This is a genomic window from Sulfitobacter sp. HNIBRBA3233, assembly GCF_040149665.1.
Lineage (GTDB): Bacteria > Pseudomonadota > Alphaproteobacteria > Rhodobacterales > Rhodobacteraceae > Sulfitobacter > Sulfitobacter marinivivus.
Genome location: NZ_JBEFLP010000001.1, coordinates 1,664,528 through 1,680,875, shown reverse-complemented (window position 1 = coordinate 1,680,875; position 16,348 = coordinate 1,664,528). Strand labels below are relative to the sequence as shown.

The following is a 16,348-nucleotide window of genomic DNA, read 5'->3' as shown; positions in this document are numbered from 1 at the left end:
TACGGTTCGTTGGCACTCGACGGAGATGAGTGCTAATGGCCAGGTGCTTAATGAAAAGGCCTGGTTCTGGGAGAAACACTTTGAGCGTTAAGGAGCTACAAAGATGGCATTGAAACCGCTTCACGACCGCGTGCTGGTTAAGCGCACTGAAAGCGAAGAAAAAACAGCTGGCGGGCTGATCATTCCTGATAGCGCGAAGGAAAAACCTTCCGAAGGTGAAGTCGTAGCCGTTGGTGAAGGCGCCCGCAAAGACAGCGGCGAGCTGATCACACCGGCCGTCAAGCCAGGCGACAAGATCCTGTTCGGCAAATGGTCCGGCACAGAGGTCACCGTCGATGGCACGGAAATGCTGATGATGAAGGAAAGCGACATCATGGGGATCCTCGACTGAGCCCACCGGCCGGACGAGACCTGAGATCGCTTAACCTCAACCCAACATAAAGGAATTCGAAAATGGCAGCTAAAGACGTCAAATTCGCAACCGACGCGCGTAACAAGATGCTCAAGGGTGTGAACATCCTTGCAGACGCCGTCAAAGTCACACTCGGCCCCAAAGGCCGTAACGTCGTGCTCGACAAATCCTTCGGCGCACCCCGCATCACCAAGGACGGTGTTTCGGTCGCCAAGGAAATCGAACTGGAAGACAAGTTCGAGAACATGGGCGCGCAGATGGTCAAGGAAGTCGCTTCCCGGACCAACGACGAAGCGGGTGACGGTACAACAACCGCAACCGTTCTGGCCCAGGCCATCGTCAAGGAAGGCATGAAATCCGTCGCCGCCGGCATGAACCCGATGGACCTCAAGCGTGGCATCGACATGGCGACAACGAAAGTCGTCGAAGCCATCCGCGCCGCGGCCCGTGACGTGACCGACAGCGACGAAGTCGCGCAGGTCGGCACGATTTCCGCCAACGGCGAAAAGGAAATCGGTCGTCAGATCGCGGATGCGATGCAGAAAGTCGGCAACGAAGGCGTGATCACCGTCGAAGAGAACAAGGGTCTGGAAACAGAAACCGATGTCGTCGAAGGCATGCAGTTCGACCGCGGCTACCTGTCGCCATACTTCGTCACCAACTCCGACAAGATGACAGTCGAGCTGGAAGACGCGATCATCCTGCTGCACGAGAAGAAACTGTCGTCGCTGCAGCCGATGGTTCCGCTGCTCGAGCAGGTGATCCAGTCGCAGAAACCCCTGCTGATCATCGCAGAAGACGTCGAAGGCGAAGCGCTGGCGACCCTCGTGGTCAACAAGCTGCGCGGCGGCCTGAAGATCGCGGCCGTGAAGGCACCCGGTTTCGGCGATCGTCGCAAGGCGATGCTGCAGGATCTCGCGATTCTCACAGGCGGTCAGGTGATCTCCGAAGATCTGGGCATGAAGCTTGAGTCCGTCACCATGGACATGCTGGGTTCGGCCAAGAAAGTCTCCATCACCAAGGACGAGACCACTGTCGTCGACGGTGCGGGCGAGAAGGCCGAGATCGATGCGCGTGTCGCACAGATCCGCAACCAGATCGAAGAAACCACATCCGACTACGACCGCGAGAAGCTGCAAGAGCGCGTTGCCAAACTGGCAGGCGGTGTTGCCGTGATCCGCGTGGGCGGTATGACCGAGGTCGAAGTGAAAGAGCGTAAGGACCGCGTCGATGACGCACTGAACGCGACACGCGCGGCCGTTCAGGAAGGTATCGTCGTTGGCGGTGGTGTTGCTCTTGTTCAGGGTGCGAAAGCGCTCGACGGGCTGACCGGTGCGAACAACGACCAGAACGTAGGTATCTCGATCGTGCGCAAGGCGCTGGAAGCGCCGCTGCGTCAGATCGCTGAAAACGCCGGTGTCGACGGTTCGGTCGTCGCAGGCAAGATCCGCGAAAGTGACGATCTGACCTTCGGCTTCAACGCCCAGACCGAAGAATATGGCGACATGTTCAAGTTCGGCGTGATCGACCCTGCCAAAGTGGTGCGGACTGCCCTGCAGGACGCGGCCTCCATCGCGGGTCTGCTGATCACAACCGAAGCCATGGTTGGCGATCGTCCGTCCAAGGACGGCGGCAACGGCGGCGGCGGCATGCCCGACATGGGCGGCATGGGCGGCATGATGTAAGCCGTTCTCTGAACGCTTGTTTCGGTGTGGTCCCTTCGGGGGCCGCGCCATCCGGAAGGGCTCCCGCAGGGGGGCCCTTTTGCGTTTGGCACGCTATCGCCGCATTTGGTTAACCTCAGCGCAACGCGGCACATGCTAAGCCATGGACCTTCACCAGGTTCATGAAAGGTGCCCCATGTCGCAATCCGCTGTCGATGCCGGCTCTGCCACTCCTCCGACGCAGGATATCGATGATTTCATCTATCTGATGAGCCACGATGTGCGCGCATCGGTGCGCGCCCTGCTGGAATTGCCGCAGTGGATTGCCGAAGATCTGGCGGATGCCGGTGTCGACATCACGGGGCCGGTGGCGCAATCCATCGACCTGATGAACCGGCACACCGCGCGGCTGGACCGGATGCTGGCGGACCTTCTGGCCTATTCGCGCGTGGGGCGGATGCAGGAGGTCTCTGTGGTCGATGTGGGCGCGGCGCTGGAAGAAGTCGCAGGCACGCTGAAGATCCCCGAGGGGTTTATCCTGACGCGGTCGGTCGGCTGTGACACATGTCGCATGGGCGAGCAGGATATCCTCACCCTGTGGCACGCGCTTTTGGGGAATGCGGTGAAGCATCACGACGGGGCCAGCGGTCACATCCATGCCGAAACCGCGCGCGAGGGGCCGATGATCCGCCTGTCCGTGATCGACGATGGCCCCGGTATTCCCGCCCCGCTGCGCTCCAAGGCTCTTGAGGCGATGACAACCCTGCGCCCGCGCGACGAGGTCGAAGGGACCGGCATGGGGCTGGCAAAGGTGCGCAAGATGGCGTCGCACTACGGCGGGCATGTGCTGTTGTCGGCGGCGTCCGATGACGGACGCGGCTTGCGGGTGGACGTCTGCCTGCCACTGGACGGCGCCGCCGTCGCCGCCTGACCGATGCGATAATTTGAAACGTCTCTGCGTCTAATCGAAAGCATCCTGCGCGCGCCCCAACCGGGCGCGTTAAGCTTTTCGTAGGTGCTCCGGCGCTACCCTGACCCCCGTGGTGAGAAGTAGTGGGAGATGGTGCAATGACCTTGCCTGTCCAATTGAGCGGCCCCGAAGAGGAGGCCGCGCCGAAAGTGATCCGTGCCCTGTTGCTGGACGACAGCGCGTTCGACCGCGCGCGGATCAGGCGCATGTCGCGAAAGACGGACCTGATGTTGCAGATCGACGAAGTCGGGTCGATCGGCGAGCTGGAGGCGGCAACCGCGGCTGTCGATTATGACCTGATCCTGATCGACTACCGCCTGCCCGAGGGCGACGGGCTGCTGGTGCTGGATATGATCCACCGCACCCCGCGCAACAGCGAGGCGGCGACGATCATGATCACCGGCAACGGGGATCTGAAAACTGCCGTGACCGCCATGCGCAACGGCTGCCACGACTTTCTGACGAAAGACGGGATGACAGCCGAGCAGTTGCGCACTGCCATGATCGGGGCGATGGACACAGCGCAGGAACACCGCGCGCTGCTGGCCCAGACCGCCCACCAGCGCGAGGTGATCCAGCAGGGGCTGACAGCGGCGCTGATGGACGAGAGAGTGCAGGGCAGCGTGGTCGCGCTGTTTCGCGATCAGATGGACAGTGCGCTCGATGCGCAGCAGGCGCGGATCCGGTTGTTCCAGCCCGCACAGGATCATAGCGCGCTCGATGCGGTCCTTGCCTCGCTCGACGATGACGATGAATTCATCTTCGACTGACGGCGGGGTCTTGGCCTGACAGTCGCGCCGGGGTAGGGCGGAGCATGCGTTTGATCCTGCTGACCCTCCTGACAATGACGGCCTTCGCGGCCAACTCCTTGCTGACGCGCGCGGCCGTCGAGCCGGGCCATATCACCCCGCAGGGGTTCGCGATCCTGCGCGTGGCCGCAGGGGCGCTGACGCTGGGGGCGCTTGTCGCGCTGCGCGGCGGGGCGCTGCCGCTCTTGCGGCTGGCACGGCTGCCCGGTGCGGTCAGCCTCGCGCTTTATATGACGGGCTTCTCGCTGGCCTACATCACGCTTGATGCGGGGCTGGGTGCGCTGATCCTTTTCGGGGTCACGCAGATCGTGATGTTCCTGCACGGTGCCGTGACTGGCGCGCCGCCGACCCGGCGGCAGATCGCTGGTGCGACGCTTGCCTTTGCCGGGCTCGCGTTGGTCCTGTGGCCCACGCGGGGGGCCGTCAGCGATCCGGTCGGGGCCGCGCTGATGGTGGCAGCGGGGATCGGATGGGGCATATATACGATTGTTGGACGCGGGGCGGGCGATCCGCTGGCGGCGACGGCTGCGAATTTCATCCTCTGTCTGCCACTGGTGGTTCTGGCCCTTGCGGCCTACGGCTTTGAGGCCAACGCCTACGGTGTCTCGCTTTCCCTGTTCAGCGGTGCCGCGACATCGGGCCTCGGCTATGCGCTGTGGTACACGATCCTGCCGCGCATGAAGGGGGCAACCGCCGCCGTCGTGCAGCTGAGCGTGCCGATCATCGCGATTCTGGGCGGTGCGGTCCTGCTGGGCGAGGCGGTGAGTGCGACCGTGCTGATCGCGACGGTGCTGGTGCTGGGCGGGATCGGCTGGGCGGTGACGGCGCCTAGACCAAAAGCGGCTCGAGCGGATCGTAGGTGACCGCGCCCGTGTCGTCCCACGCAACCGCCGCAAGGCTATCGGGCTTGACTCGCAGCTGAGCAAGCTCCGTGCGGGTGACCCAACGGCGGTCCGTCACGATCGCGTCCTTGTCCTGCCATGTGTGGTCCAGTGTCGGAGCTCCGTTGAGTGTGCAGCGGAAATAGATGTCGACCTGATGGAAGCTGCCGGAGGGGTCGTGGAATTCGTTGACGAGGCAGGGTGCGCCGACCTCGATCCGCAGGCCGGTTTCCTCGTGAACCTCGCGCGCCAGATTGTCGGGCAGGCTGCTGCCGCGTTCGACCCCGCCCCCGGGCGCGCACATCAGATCGCTTTTGCCCGCCGGCCAAGCGTTGACCAGCAGCAGGCGGTTCTCGTGGAGGATCAGGGCGCGGACGGCGATGCGGGGCATGGGGGTGTCGTCCATGGCGAAGGGCCTTTCGTTGCGTCACGGCCATGCGGGGGATTACAACACGGGCGCGAACGCACTAGATAGCTCCGCATGAAACTCTTCTGGATCATAGGGGCGATGGCCCTTGCTGCAAGCGGTTGTGTCGCACAGCCCGCCGATACCGCGCAGGGCGCGGGGGCGGGGCGATGCGTGATCCTGCTGCACGGGCTTGCGCGAACGGAATCGTCCTTTGCGCTGATGGAGGCGGCCCTGTCCGCCGAGGGCTGGCGGGTGGTTCGGCCCGGATACCCCTCGACCGAAGCGCCCGTAGAGGAGCTGACCCGACGCACTTTGCCCGATGCCGTTTCGGAGTGCGGCACGCAGAAGGTGGATTTCGTGACCCATTCGATGGGCGGCATCCTTGTGCGCCAATGGGTGTCACAGGTCGGCCCGGAGCGGATCGGCCGTGTCGTGATGCTGGGGCCACCCAACCAGGGCAGCGAAGTTGTGGACGAACTTGAAGACGTCATTGCGTTCGACTGGATCAACGGACCGGCGGGGATGCAGATGGGCACGCAGGTGGGATCGCTGCCGCGGACCCTGCCGCCGGTGGATTTCGATCTTGGCGTGATCGCCGGTTCGCAATCGCTCAACCCCTATTTCTCGTCGCTGCTGCCCGGGCAGGATGACGGCAAGGTCGCCGTCTACTCGACGCGGGTGCGCGGCATGGCCGATCATATCGTCCTGCCGGTGACCCATACCTTCATGATGAACAATCCGCAGGTGATCGCGGAAACCGTCGCGTTCCTGCGCACCGGTGCCTTCGACCGGTCGCTGACACTGTTCGGGGCCGTGCTGGAGCAGCTCGGCTGTCCGGAGGGAGGCTGCCTGCCGGGGGTGGAGGCCGAGGGCGATGCTGAACCTTGATTTGACCGGCGCGCAGGTGCTTGGCCCCGACGGGCTGCACGTTGGCCCGCTGTCTTTCGCTGACGGGCGGATCGTGGACGCGCCCGTGGGGCGGGCCGTCAATCTGGACGGATACCTTGTCCTGCCCGGTATCGTCGATCTGCACGGCGACGGCTTCGAGCGGCATCTGGCCCCCCGTCGCGGCGCGATGAAGCAGATGGCGGAAGGCCTGCGCGCGGTCGAGGCGGAACTGGCCGCGAACGGTATCACAACCGCGATCCTTGCCCAGTTCGTGAGCTGGGAAGGGGGCGTGCGGTCACCGGATTTCGCCGAGCAGGTGTTCACGCACCTGCGCGATGTCGCGCCCGGGATGGTCACCGACTTGCGCGGCCAGATCCGGTTCGAGACCGGGATGCTGGAGCTGTACGAGGATCTGCCCGAGCGGCTGAAGGCGTGGGGGCTGCGGTATATCGTCTTCAACGACCATCTGCCGCACGACCGTCTGGCCGACGGGCGCACGCCGCGCCGCCTGACGGCGATGGCGCTGCGGGCCGGGCGGTCGCCGGAAAAGCAACTGGAGCTGATGCAGCAGATGCACGCGCAGCGCGACGAGGTGGCGGTTGCGCTGGACCGGCTCTGCGCGCGTCTGGCGGCGGAGGGTATCGCGATGGGAAGCCACGACGACCGAAGCGCGGAAGACCGCGCCAGATGGTCCGCGCGCGGCGTCAGCGTGGCGGAGTTTCCCGAGACACTGGACGCCGCCGAGGCTGCCGCCACCGGGGGGGGTACGGTTGTCATGGGCTCTCCGAACGTGGTGCGGGGCGGGTCGCATAACCGCAACGTATCGGCCGTTGATCTGATCGCCATGGGATACTGCGATGCCCTTGCCTCGGATTACCACTATCCCAGCCTGAGGCGCGCGGCGTTGATGGTCTGGCAGACGGGGATGCGCGATCTGGCAGGGGCCTGGGCGCTTGTCTCTTCCGGGCCTGCGGCGGTTCTGGGGCTGGAGGACCGTGGGGTGCTCGCGCCCGGGAAACGGGCCGACCTGTGCATTCTGAACCGTGACAGCCTGCGTGTTGCGGCAACTTTCGCGGGCGGGCGCGTGAGCTACATGGCCGGAGATGTGGCGGAGCGTTTTCTTGCCTGATCGGACGTTGCCCGCGCGGTGAGTGCGGGAGTGAGTTTAAGGGCAAAATGGAGGCCCCGCGCCGCGCGCAACAGCGCCGTCGCGTGGAGGGTGGGTCAGCTTGTGATGCGGTTGACGTGGCCCATCTTGCGACCGGGTTTGGCGTCGGCCTTGCCGTAGAGGTGCAGCGCGCAGGACGGATCCGCGGCGAGGGCGGGCACCCGGTCCATGTCGTCACCGATCAGGTTTTCCATGGTGACATCCGCGTGGCGCCTGCCATCGCCCAGGGGCCAGCCGGAGATGGCCCTGATGTGCTGCTCGAACTGGTCGACGGTGCAGCCGTTCTGCGTCCAATGTCCGGAATTGTGGACGCGGGGCGCGATTTCGTTCACCACGAGGCCGCCGGGCGTGACGAAAAGCTCCACCCCCATCACGCCGACGTAGTCCAGCGCATTCAGAACGCGGCCCGCGAGCAGGACCGCGTCGGTGCGCAAGCTTGCCGGGATGGACGCGGGGACGGTGGTGGTGTGCAGGATGCCGTCGCGATGCACGTTCTCGCCGGGATCGAAACAGGCGACTTCGCCCTGCGGGTTGCGGGCGGCGATGACCGAAATCTCGCAGGTGAAATCGATGAACCCTTCGAGCACGGCAGGCGCGCCGGCGAGTTCGGCAAGTGCTGTGTCCGCGTCCTGTGCCGCCATGATCCGGACCTGCCCCTTGCCGTCATAGCCGAAGCGGCGGGTTTTCAGGATCGCCGGTGCGCCGATGCCCGCCAGCGCGTCATGAAGGCTGGCGGCGTCCGTGATGTCGGCGAAGGGGGCAACCGTGAGGCCGATGCCTTCGAGGAAAGTCTTCTCTGTCAGCCGGTCCTGCGAGGTTCCGAGCGCGCGGCGATTGGGGTGGATCGGGGTGATTGCCTCGATCGTGTCGAGCGCCGTGGTGGGGATGTTCTCGAACTCGTAGGTGACAAGATCGACGGAGCGGGCGAATGCCTCAAGCGCATCCGTATCCTCGTAGGAGGCGGTCGTGATCCGGTGGGCCACGTCCCCGGCCGGTGGCTGCGCGCCCGGTTCGAAGATGTGGGTGCGCAGGCCGAGGCGGGCGGCGGCCACGCTGAGCATCCGGCCCAGTTGTCCGCCGCCAAGAATTCCGATGGTGCTGCCGGTCTTCAGGGGATCAGTCATCGACGGGCTCCTCTGGGATGGACGCAGAAAGCGCCGCGCGCCATGCGTCGAGGCGCCGGGCCAGATCGGCGTCCTGAAGCGCGAGGATGCCGGCGGCCATCAGCGCGGCATTCGCGGCTCCCGCAGCGCCGATCGCCATGGTGGCCACGGGGAAACCCTTGGGCATCTGGACGATGGAATACAGGCTGTCGACACCCGAGAGTGCTTTGGTCAGCACGGGCACGCCGATCACCGGAATACGGGTTTTCGAGGCCATCATCCCCGGCAGATGCGCCGCACCGCCCGCACCGGCGATGATCACCTGCAAGCCACGCTCCGCCGCCGTCTTGCCGTAAGACCACAGCCGGTCCGGCGTGCGGTGGGCAGACACGATGCGCGTCTCGTAGGGGATGGCCAGCTCGTCAAGGACCACGGCCGCCTCGCGCATGGTGGCCCAATCCGATTGCGAACCCATGATGATGCCGATGGGGGGTGTGGTCATGCGGAACGCCTTTGTTCTTCGGGTCGGTGAAAGCGCGCACTATAGCCGCTGTTTCACCGGTGGCAATGCGCGGAAACGGGCGGAATTGAAGGGGGCGGGACCGGGGGCTGACATAGGCTGCGGCAGTGATCGGTTGTCAGGCAATGATGTCCGGTGTCAGGCGGTCCTCGATCTGGGCGATCTTGTCCTTCAGGCGCAGTTTGCGTTTTTTCAGGCGCTGAAGGGTCAGCTGATCGGCCACCGCGCGTTCGCTCAGCGCGGTGATCGCGTCGTCGAGATCGCGGTGTTCGCGGCGGAATACCTCAAGCTCGACGCGCAGAACCTCGTCGGTTTTCATCGAAATGTCGCTTTGCGCGTTCATCGTTGCCCTGATTCTGCTCAATTGCTGTGCCAATCATCTTAGGCCGAACGTCCGGCTGCGCCTAGCCCTTGTGCAGCGCCGGTACGCTCCCCATATTATTCCTAGCGGTCGCCGCGAGGCGGGGCCGTTTTGACTGTCGCTTAACGAAAAAGGACGTGTCGCATGACGAAAATGACGCTTGCTTCCTATCCCCATATGCTGGGGTTCGAACAGCTGGAGCGTATGCTGGAACGCAGTGCGAAATCCGGCAACGAGGGGTATCCGCCCTTCAACATAGAACAGACCTCGGAGCATAGTTATCGCATTACCTTGGCGGTGGCGGGATTTTCCGAGAACGATCTGGCGATCACCGTAGAGGATCGGCAACTGGTCATCCGGGGCCGCCAGACCGACGATACCACCGGTCGCGTGTTCTTGCATCGCGGCATCGCAGGGCGCCAGTTCCAGCGCAGTTTCGTGCTGGCCGATGGGGTCGAGGTGGGCGAAGCGCTGATGGAAAACGGTTTGCTGCATGTGGATCTGACACGCGCCGAACCCGAAAAGATCGTGCAGACGATCGCAATCAAGAAGGGGTAAGACATGGATAACCTTGAAATGAACGGCGGCGCGGACCGCACCGTCTACGTCAAGACAATCGCAGTCACCGATCTGCCCCGCGAAGTGCGTGAACAGGCCGAGGGGCTTGAGCAGCTTTACGCGGTGCACGATGCCCAAGGCCAGCAGCTAGCGCTTGTCGGTGACCGCAAACTGGCCTTTGCGCTGGCGCGCGAACATAACTACGCGCCCGTACTGGTGCATTAACCAGCTTGACCCGACGGGTCAGAACAGGATGCTGAAAGGGCCGCCATCGTGCGGCCCTTTTTGCGTTTTGGGGGGATGATATGGCGTTCGAATTCGACTGGGTCGATGCGTTTGCGGACAGGGTGTTCGGGGGCAATGGCTGTGCGGTGGTGCACGGCGGTGCCGGTCTGAATGCGCGAACCTGCATGGCCTACGTGCGCGAAACATCACTGGTGGAATGTACCTTTACCGGACCGTCGGATGTGGCCGACGTGCGGGTGCGCTATTTTCTGGCCAGCCGCGAAATTCCCTTCGCGGGCCATCCCACGATTGCCACGGTTGTCGCCATGCGCCGTCGCGGCCTCATCCCAGACGGTGCTTTGACGCTGGAGACCGACGCCGGAATCATTCCGGTTACCGTAAGCGGCACATCTGTGACCATGACGCAGAATGCGCCCGACTTCGGCGCGCAGGTCGATCCGGCCCTTGTGGCGGCAACGGGCGGCATCGATCCGGCGGATATCGTTGGCACGCCGCAGATCGTCTCGACCGGTTTGCCCTTCTGCGTGACCGTGCTGCGCGACCGCGCCGCACTGGAGCGGGTTCGCCTGAATCCCGACGCTCTGGACGCCTATGCCGCGTCGCTGGGCCACGAGGCCAGCGATATCATGGAGCCTTTCTGGGTGACCCTTTCGGGGGCGACGGAGGCGGGCGATACATTCGCGCGTCTGGTTCTGGCCCCGCCCAGCCCACCCGAGGATCCGTTCACAGGGTCCGCGACCGGCTGCATGGCGGCCTATCTATGGGCGCACAGGCTCATCGACAGGGCCAGATTTGTCGCTGAACAAGGGCACGGGTTGGGCCGTCCGGGGTGCGCCGAAGTCGAAGTGCTGGGCCCGCGGGATGCAATCACGGGCGTCAAGGTCACGGGGCAGGGCGCGATCGTGATGTCGGGAGAGGTTTTTCTGGACAGTTAGGGCAGGGATGCCACCCTGTCGGAAGACAATGCAGGAGACAGACCATGTGCGACGCGACAGGGACCGCGACAGCGACAGTCCAGATTGACAACGAAAGGGTGCGGGTGACGGAATGGCGCTTTGCTCAGCGCGGGCAGAACACCGGCTGGCACCGACACGATTTTGACTATGTGGTTGTGCCGCTCTTCGACGGGGTTCTGGAAATCGACACCGGCGGCGCAGAGCGTATCCACGCCGAGGTACAGAACGGCGTTCCCTATTATCGCCCGCTCGGGGCGGAGCATGACGTGATCAGCGCGAATGATTTTGAATGCGCCTTCATCGAGATCGAATTGCTGGAAGATGCGCAGGCTGCGTCTTCAGGGGCGTGAGCCGGGGCGCCCCACCAGCTGATGCCGGAACGAAAAAGGCCAGCCCGGAAAGGCTGGCCCGTAATCGTTGCCGGTGGAGCGATCAGCCCTTGATAAGGCCCATGCTTTCCAGCTTCAGCAGAACCTGATGCGCGCAGTTGTCGACATCCACATTTTCGGTCTCCACGCGCAGCTCTGGGTTCTCCGGAACATCGTAGGGGTCTGAAATCCCTGTGAATTCCTTGATCTTGCCCTCGCGGGCCAACTTGTAGAGACCCTTGCGGTCGCGGCGTTCGCATTCCTCGATGGAGGTGGCGACATGCACCTCGACGAATGCACCGAAGGCTTCGATGTCTTCACGCACCGCGCGCCGTGTGGTCGCATAGGGTGCGATCGGCGCGCAGATCGCGATGCCGCCGTTCTTGGTGATCTCCGACGCGACATAGCCGATGCGGCGGATGTTGAGGTCGCGGTGCTCCTTGCTGAAGCCCAGCTCGGAGCTGAGGTTCTTGCGCACGATATCGCCGTCCAGAAGGGTCACCGGGCGGCCGCCCTGTTCCATCAGCTTGACCATCAGCGCGTTTGCGATGGTCGATTTGCCCGACCCCGAGAAGCCTGTGAAGAACACGGTAAAGCCCTGCTGCGCCCGGGGCGGACGTGTCCGCCGCAATTCGGTGACCACTTCGGGGAAGGAGAACCACTCGGGGATTTCCAGACCTTCCTGAAGACGGCGGCGCAGTTCGGTGCCCGAGATGTTCAGGATCGTGACCTTGTCCTCGTCCTCGATCTCGTCCGCGGGTTCGTACTGGGCGCGCTCCTGCACATAGACCATGTGTTTGAAGTCCACCATCTCGATGCCCATCTCCTCCTGATGCGTGCGGAAGAGTTCCTGCGCGTCATAGGGGCCATAGAAATCGTCACCGGCGGAGTTCTTGCCGGGGCCGGCGTGATCGCGGCCAACGATGAAGTGGGTGCAGCCGTGGTTCTTGCGGATCAGCCCGTGCCAGACCGCCTCGCGGGGGCCTGCCATGCGCATCGCAAGGTTCAGCAGCGACATCGCGGTGGTGGCTTGCGGATACTGGTCCAGAACGGCCTCGTAGCAGCGCACGCGGGTAAAGTGATCGACATCGCCCGGTTTGGTCAGGCCGACGACCGGATGGATCAGAAGGTTGGCCTGTGCCTCGCGGGCGGCGCGGAACGTCAGTTCCTGATGCGCGCGGTGCAGCGGGTTGCGTGTCTGGAAGGCGACAACCTTGCGCCAGCCCATCTTGCGGAAATAGGCGCGCAATTCGTTCGGTGTATCGCGGCGCGATTTGAAATCGTAATGGACGGGCTGCTGGATGCCGGTGACCGGACCGCCGAGATAGATCTTGCCCGCCTGGTTATGCAGGTAGTTCACCGCCGGGTGGGCGCTGTCGTCGGCGCCGAATACCTTCTCGGCCTCGCGGGCCTTGTCGGGCGTCCAGCGGTCGGTGACCGTCATGGTGGCAAGGATCACACCTTCCTGATCGCGCAGGGCGATGTCCTGCCCGATCTCCAGCTTGCTTGCGAATTCCTCGGACACGTCGAGGGTGATCGGCATGGGCCACAGGCTGCCATCGGCGAGGCGCATGTTCTCGACAACGCTGTCGTAGTCCTGCTCGCTCAGAAAACCCTTCAGCGGGTTGAAGCCGCCGTTCATCAACAGCTCCAGATCGCAGATCTGGCGTGGCGTCAGGTCGTGGCTGACAAGATCGCCGGCCTCGACCTTCAGCTTCTGTGCGGAGTCGTAGGAAACATAGAGCTCGGAAATCGGGGCGAGATTGTTCAATTGGATCATCGGGGGGCTTTCGTTTTATTCGAGACATGCGTCATTGACGGCTGTTGATGCGCGCTTTGCCCCCTTCACCGCCCGATTTCAAGGCATTTGATCGTGGATCAGGGGGCAGGGACCGAATTGCTGCCATGACGTGTCTGCATGGCGGCTGTTCCCTGCCGCTATTCGGCGGCAGGTGCCTCGGCCCCGTATCCCAGAGGTTCGGTGACCTCCTTGCCTTCGACCTCGCCGTGTTCGGCCAGAAACCGTTCGGCTTCGAGCGCGGCCATGCAGCCCATTCCGGCGCTTGTCACGGCTTGGCGGTATTTGTGATCGGTCAGGTCGCCGGCAGCGAAGACGCCCGGCACAGAGGTTTCCGTGCTGTCGGGTTTGGTCACGACGTAGCCGCCCATATGCGTCTCCAGCGTGTCTTTCACCAGTTCGTTCGCGGGGGCGTGGCCGATCGCCACGAACACACCCTTGCAGGGAATGTCGGTGATTTCGCCGGTCTTGACGTGCTTGACCTTCACGCCCTCGACGCCCGGAGGGGTGTCGGTGCCGTAGACTTCGTCAAGCTGGTGGAACCACAGCGGTTCGATCTTTGGATTTTTCATCAGCCGGTCGATCAGGATCTTTTCCGCGCGCAGTTCGTCACGACGGTGGATCAGGGTCACCTTGGAGGCAAAGTTGGTCAGGAAGAGCGCTTCCTCGACCGCCGTATTGCCGCCGCCGATCACCACGATTTCCTGACCGCGGTAGAAGAAGCCGTCGCAGGTCGCGCAGGCCGATACGCCGAAGCCCTTGAACTTTTCCTCGCTTTCCAGCCCGAGCCATTTGGCCCGTGCGCCCGTTGCCAGAATGACGGCATCGGCGACATATGTGGTGCCGCTGTCACCCTTGGCGTGGAACGGACGGCTGGACAGGTCCAGATCGGTGATGATGTCGCCGATGATCTCGGTGCCCATCGCCTTGGCGTGCGCTTCCATGCGCACCATCAGATCGGGCCCTTGCACCTCTGTATCGCCGGGCCAGTTCTCGACCTCGGTCGTGGTGGTCAATTGCCCGCCGGGCTCGATACCCTGTACGAGGATCGGATCCAGCATTGCGCGGCTGGCGTAGACGCCTGCGGTGTATCCCGCGGGGCCGGAGCCGATGATCAGAAGCTTGGTTTTACGTGTCTCGGCCATGCGGTCGGTCCCCCGGGTCAGAATCCTGTGTGTCGGAAGGTGATATATACGCGACCGCTCCCGATCAAAAGCCCCCGGCAGCGGCGGCGCGGGATGACCGCTTTGCCAATCGGTGCCGCTCCGTGGCGGGTAGGGAGCGGCGCTGGGCGCAGCTTGACGCATTATGCCGCTCTGCGGAAAAACATTCTTGCGTCTTGTTGAAACAATATTGCGTATACCTACGTTGGCGCTATAACAATCGCAAAGCTGTAGGGGGACATATGGCAGGCACGCGGCTCGATCCAATTGATCGAAAAATTCTTGCAGAACTTCAGGCAGACGGGCGCATGACCAACGTGGAATTGGCCAAACGTGTCGGTATTTCCGCGCCTCCCTGCCTGCGCCGTGTGCGTACTCTCGAAGAGCAGGGATTCATTCGCGGATACCACGCCGATGTGGATCCCCGCGAACTCGGGTTCGAGGTTCAGGTCTTTGCGATGGTGGGCCTCAACAGCCAGGCCGAAGCGGACTTGTCGGCTTTCGAAGAACGTTGTCGCGCGTGGCCGCTGGTGCGTGAGTGCCATATGTTGAACGGCGAAGTCGATTTCATGCTGAAATGCGTAGCCCCCGATCTGTCGAGCTTTCAGAGCTTTCTGACAGGAAAGCTGTTGACCGCGCCCAATGTGGCCAGCGTGAAGACCAGCCTTGTGATCCGGAACGCAAAGGATGAACCCGGCGTCCCGTTCGATGTGCTGGAACAAAGGCTGAGCGTCGACGCCTGAACCGCGATCAGACCGCTACGGTCAGGAATCCAGTTCCGGCGTGCGCGGATGGGCAAGTGGGCCGAAATCCGCCAGATGGGCGATCCTCGGAAACAGCGAGATGAAGCGGTCGCGCAGGCTGTGGCTGACCTCTCTCGGGGCTTTCGCGCCGGGATGGAAGGTTTCCATCTCGATCCCGTCGACACGGATCACCGCATGGCGCGACAGGCAGATATGGAACAGGCGCGTGGGCGTCGGGGGTGTCACCTCGATCACATTCACCCCGTCGACGAAGTGCGACGCGGGCGTCAGCAACTGGCGGCCATCGGCGATCCCGCGCAGGGCAGGGGGCGTGTGCAGAATGCGCGCGCCGGGCCCTACCGTCAGCGCGCGTTCGGGGCGCGACTGGCCAAGACAATCTGGCATCAGGCGGATCAGCGGCGTGCGTTTGCCCGAATCGGCGGGAGAGAATGTGGACGTGCCGACCCAGACCAGTTCTGCCGCCTCGCCGGTGGCGGTCTGGATCATATCGCCCGGCTGCAGGTCTTCGACCGCTACCTGTCCGTAGTCGGTCTGGATCAGGCTGCCGTGGGTAAAGGCCGAAAACGCGCTTTCGAAAAGATCGATCGCGGGCGCGGCGCTTTGCCCGATAAACAGCGATCCGTCCTCGCGCAGGGCTGCGACTTCGTAATTGCGCTGGGGCAAACGTGTCTGCGGTCCGTTGTTCGGCAGTGAAGAAGTCATGGTTCCGTACCCTTTGGCACGTGCCGACGGACGTGCGGCGGCTGGATTGGCAGTTAGTGTCATGCGATCACCCTGGCAGGTTGGTCACATCCCTCGTCGGCCCCCACCGACAACGACGGAAATGACGGGTTGGTCATTTCGTGTCTTATATACGCCCCAATTCGCCACGATTGCGCCGTATTGTCAAAGTTTGAACAACATTTGAGATGAATCCATCACTAATCGCCAATCCGCCGGGGTTTTGTTTCGCACGCTATGGCGCTGGCCGCCTTATTTCACACCGCAAATAAAAACCCGCCCCGCGATTGATTCGCAGGACGGGTCGGGCGTGCGGGACGCAGGCCGGGGCGCGGGCCGGTGTGGCACGCGCTATGATGGTGGGTGGATCAGGCCGATTTGCGCAGAGATGTCGCTTCGGATGCCTGACGCTTGGCGATGAAAGCCGCGCGACGCTTGCCGCGGGCCCAGGGCATGACGGTTTCGTTTTCGGCGGCGGCTTTGGTGATCGACTTGATGAAGCGTGCGTTGGTTTTCATGGCTGGTATCTCCTGTCTCGTGTTGGTGCGGGCGTTCGCCCTTGCTTGAGACTGAATATGACGGGCCATTCG

Annotated in this window: 20 protein-coding genes; 12 read left to right on the top strand and 8 right to left on the bottom strand. The window is 63.3% G+C overall.

Features of this window, described 5'->3' with window-relative positions:
- Positions 1–103: 103 nt before the first annotated feature.
- The 5 genes from ABMC89_RS08100 (at position 104) to ABMC89_RS08080 (ending at position 4,718) form a co-directional block, all read left to right on the top strand.
- Positions 104–391: a co-chaperone GroES gene (locus ABMC89_RS08100; protein WP_349567000.1), complete on the top strand. Its 288-nt coding sequence runs from the start codon at positions 104–106 to the stop codon at positions 389–391.
- Between the two features lie 62 nt (positions 392–453).
- On the top strand, positions 454–2,097 hold the full coding sequence (gene groL / locus ABMC89_RS08095) for a chaperonin GroEL (RefSeq protein ID WP_349566998.1): 1,644 nt from the start codon (positions 454–456) through the stop codon (positions 2,095–2,097).
- Between the two features lie 175 nt (positions 2,098–2,272).
- Entirely contained in the window at positions 2,273–3,007 is a 735-nt protein-coding gene (locus tag ABMC89_RS08090; RefSeq protein ID WP_349566996.1) for a sensor histidine kinase, read from the top strand.
- Between the two features lie 137 nt (positions 3,008–3,144).
- Positions 3,145–3,816, top strand: coding sequence for a response regulator (locus ABMC89_RS08085; protein WP_349566993.1), 672 nt, complete (start codon positions 3,145–3,147; stop codon positions 3,814–3,816).
- A 44-nt stretch (positions 3,817–3,860) separates the two neighbouring features.
- A complete protein-coding gene (locus ABMC89_RS08080; RefSeq protein WP_349566991.1) occupies positions 3,861–4,718 on the top strand; it encodes a DMT family transporter in 858 nt (285 codons plus the stop codon).
- Here ABMC89_RS08080 and ABMC89_RS08075 read toward each other — a convergent pair.
- Complete coding sequence (locus ABMC89_RS08075; RefSeq protein ID WP_349566989.1) at positions 4,684–5,142, bottom strand: NUDIX domain-containing protein; 459 nt, start codon at positions 5,140–5,142, stop codon at positions 4,684–4,686. The genes ABMC89_RS08080 and ABMC89_RS08075 overlap by 35 nt on opposite strands.
- A gap of 102 nt (positions 5,143–5,244) precedes the next feature.
- Between ABMC89_RS08075 and ABMC89_RS08070 the strand changes: the two genes are divergently transcribed.
- Positions 5,245–6,033, top strand: a complete 789-nt coding sequence (locus tag ABMC89_RS08070; RefSeq protein ID WP_349568567.1) for an alpha/beta fold hydrolase — start codon at positions 5,245–5,247, stop codon at positions 6,031–6,033.
- Complete coding sequence (locus ABMC89_RS08065; RefSeq protein WP_349566986.1) at positions 6,020–7,162, top strand: alpha-D-ribose 1-methylphosphonate 5-triphosphate diphosphatase; 1,143 nt, start codon at positions 6,020–6,022, stop codon at positions 7,160–7,162. The genes ABMC89_RS08070 and ABMC89_RS08065 overlap by 14 nt, the downstream gene beginning before the upstream one ends.
- Before the next feature lie 95 nt (positions 7,163–7,257).
- Here ABMC89_RS08065 and ABMC89_RS08060 read toward each other — a convergent pair whose 3' ends face one another.
- From ABMC89_RS08060 to ABMC89_RS08050, 3 genes are all read right to left on the bottom strand, one after another.
- On the bottom strand, positions 7,258–8,325 hold the full coding sequence (locus ABMC89_RS08060) for a 5-(carboxyamino)imidazole ribonucleotide synthase (protein WP_349566984.1): 1,068 nt from the start codon (positions 8,323–8,325) through the stop codon (positions 7,258–7,260).
- A complete protein-coding gene (gene purE / locus ABMC89_RS08055) occupies positions 8,318–8,806 on the bottom strand; it encodes a 5-(carboxyamino)imidazole ribonucleotide mutase (RefSeq protein ID WP_349566982.1) in 489 nt (162 codons plus the stop codon). The genes ABMC89_RS08060 and purE overlap by 8 nt, the downstream gene beginning before the upstream one ends.
- Positions 8,807–8,942: 136 nt before the next feature.
- The gene (locus tag ABMC89_RS08050; RefSeq protein WP_349566980.1) at positions 8,943–9,167 is read right to left on the bottom strand and encodes a YdcH family protein; all 225 of its coding nucleotides are present in this window, start codon (positions 9,165–9,167) and stop codon (positions 8,943–8,945) included.
- Between the two features lie 162 nt (positions 9,168–9,329).
- Here ABMC89_RS08050 and ABMC89_RS08045 point away from each other — a divergent pair, with 162 nt between their 5' ends.
- The 4 genes from ABMC89_RS08045 to ABMC89_RS08030 all read left to right on the top strand — a co-directional run bounded on the left by ABMC89_RS08045 (position 9,330) and on the right by ABMC89_RS08030 (position 11,295).
- Positions 9,330–9,743: an Hsp20 family protein gene (locus ABMC89_RS08045; RefSeq protein ID WP_349566978.1), complete on the top strand. Its 414-nt coding sequence runs from the start codon at positions 9,330–9,332 to the stop codon at positions 9,741–9,743.
- A 3-nt stretch (positions 9,744–9,746) separates the two neighbouring features.
- Positions 9,747–9,968 carry a DUF1150 family protein gene (locus tag ABMC89_RS08040; protein WP_349566976.1) on the top strand — a complete coding sequence of 74 codons (222 nt, stop codon included), beginning with the start codon at positions 9,747–9,749 and terminating at the stop codon, positions 9,966–9,968.
- 80 nt (positions 9,969–10,048) lie between these two features.
- The gene (locus ABMC89_RS08035) at positions 10,049–10,924 is read left to right on the top strand and encodes a PhzF family phenazine biosynthesis protein (RefSeq protein ID WP_349566973.1); all 876 of its coding nucleotides are present in this window, start codon (positions 10,049–10,051) and stop codon (positions 10,922–10,924) included.
- 44 nt (positions 10,925–10,968) lie between these two features.
- Positions 10,969–11,295: a cupin domain-containing protein gene (locus tag ABMC89_RS08030; protein WP_349566971.1), complete on the top strand. Its 327-nt coding sequence runs from the start codon at positions 10,969–10,971 to the stop codon at positions 11,293–11,295.
- 82 nt (positions 11,296–11,377) lie between these two features.
- On the opposite strand, the gene ABMC89_RS08025 is transcribed toward ABMC89_RS08030, so the two are convergent.
- Positions 11,378–13,093 (bottom strand): bifunctional sulfate adenylyltransferase/adenylylsulfate kinase, encoded by a 1,716-nt coding sequence (locus ABMC89_RS08025; RefSeq protein ID WP_349566969.1) that lies wholly within the window; start codon positions 13,091–13,093, stop codon positions 11,378–11,380.
- A 158-nt stretch (positions 13,094–13,251) separates the two neighbouring features.
- Positions 13,252–14,256 (bottom strand): thioredoxin-disulfide reductase, encoded by a 1,005-nt coding sequence (gene trxB, locus ABMC89_RS08020; RefSeq protein WP_349566967.1) that lies wholly within the window; start codon positions 14,254–14,256, stop codon positions 13,252–13,254.
- A 260-nt stretch (positions 14,257–14,516) separates the two neighbouring features.
- Here trxB and ABMC89_RS08015 point away from each other — a divergent pair, with 260 nt between their 5' ends.
- Entirely contained in the window at positions 14,517–15,017 is a 501-nt protein-coding gene (locus ABMC89_RS08015) for an Lrp/AsnC family transcriptional regulator (protein WP_349566964.1), read from the top strand.
- 21 nt (positions 15,018–15,038) lie between these two features.
- Here ABMC89_RS08015 and ABMC89_RS08010 read toward each other — a convergent pair whose 3' ends face one another.
- On the bottom strand, positions 15,039–15,740 hold the full coding sequence (locus ABMC89_RS08010) for a Hint domain-containing protein (RefSeq protein ID WP_349566962.1): 702 nt from the start codon (positions 15,738–15,740) through the stop codon (positions 15,039–15,041).
- A gap of 386 nt (positions 15,741–16,126) precedes the next feature.
- Positions 16,127–16,276, bottom strand: coding sequence for a hypothetical protein (locus ABMC89_RS08005; protein ID WP_349566960.1), 150 nt, complete (start codon positions 16,274–16,276; stop codon positions 16,127–16,129).
- Positions 16,277–16,348: the final 72 nt, after the last annotated feature.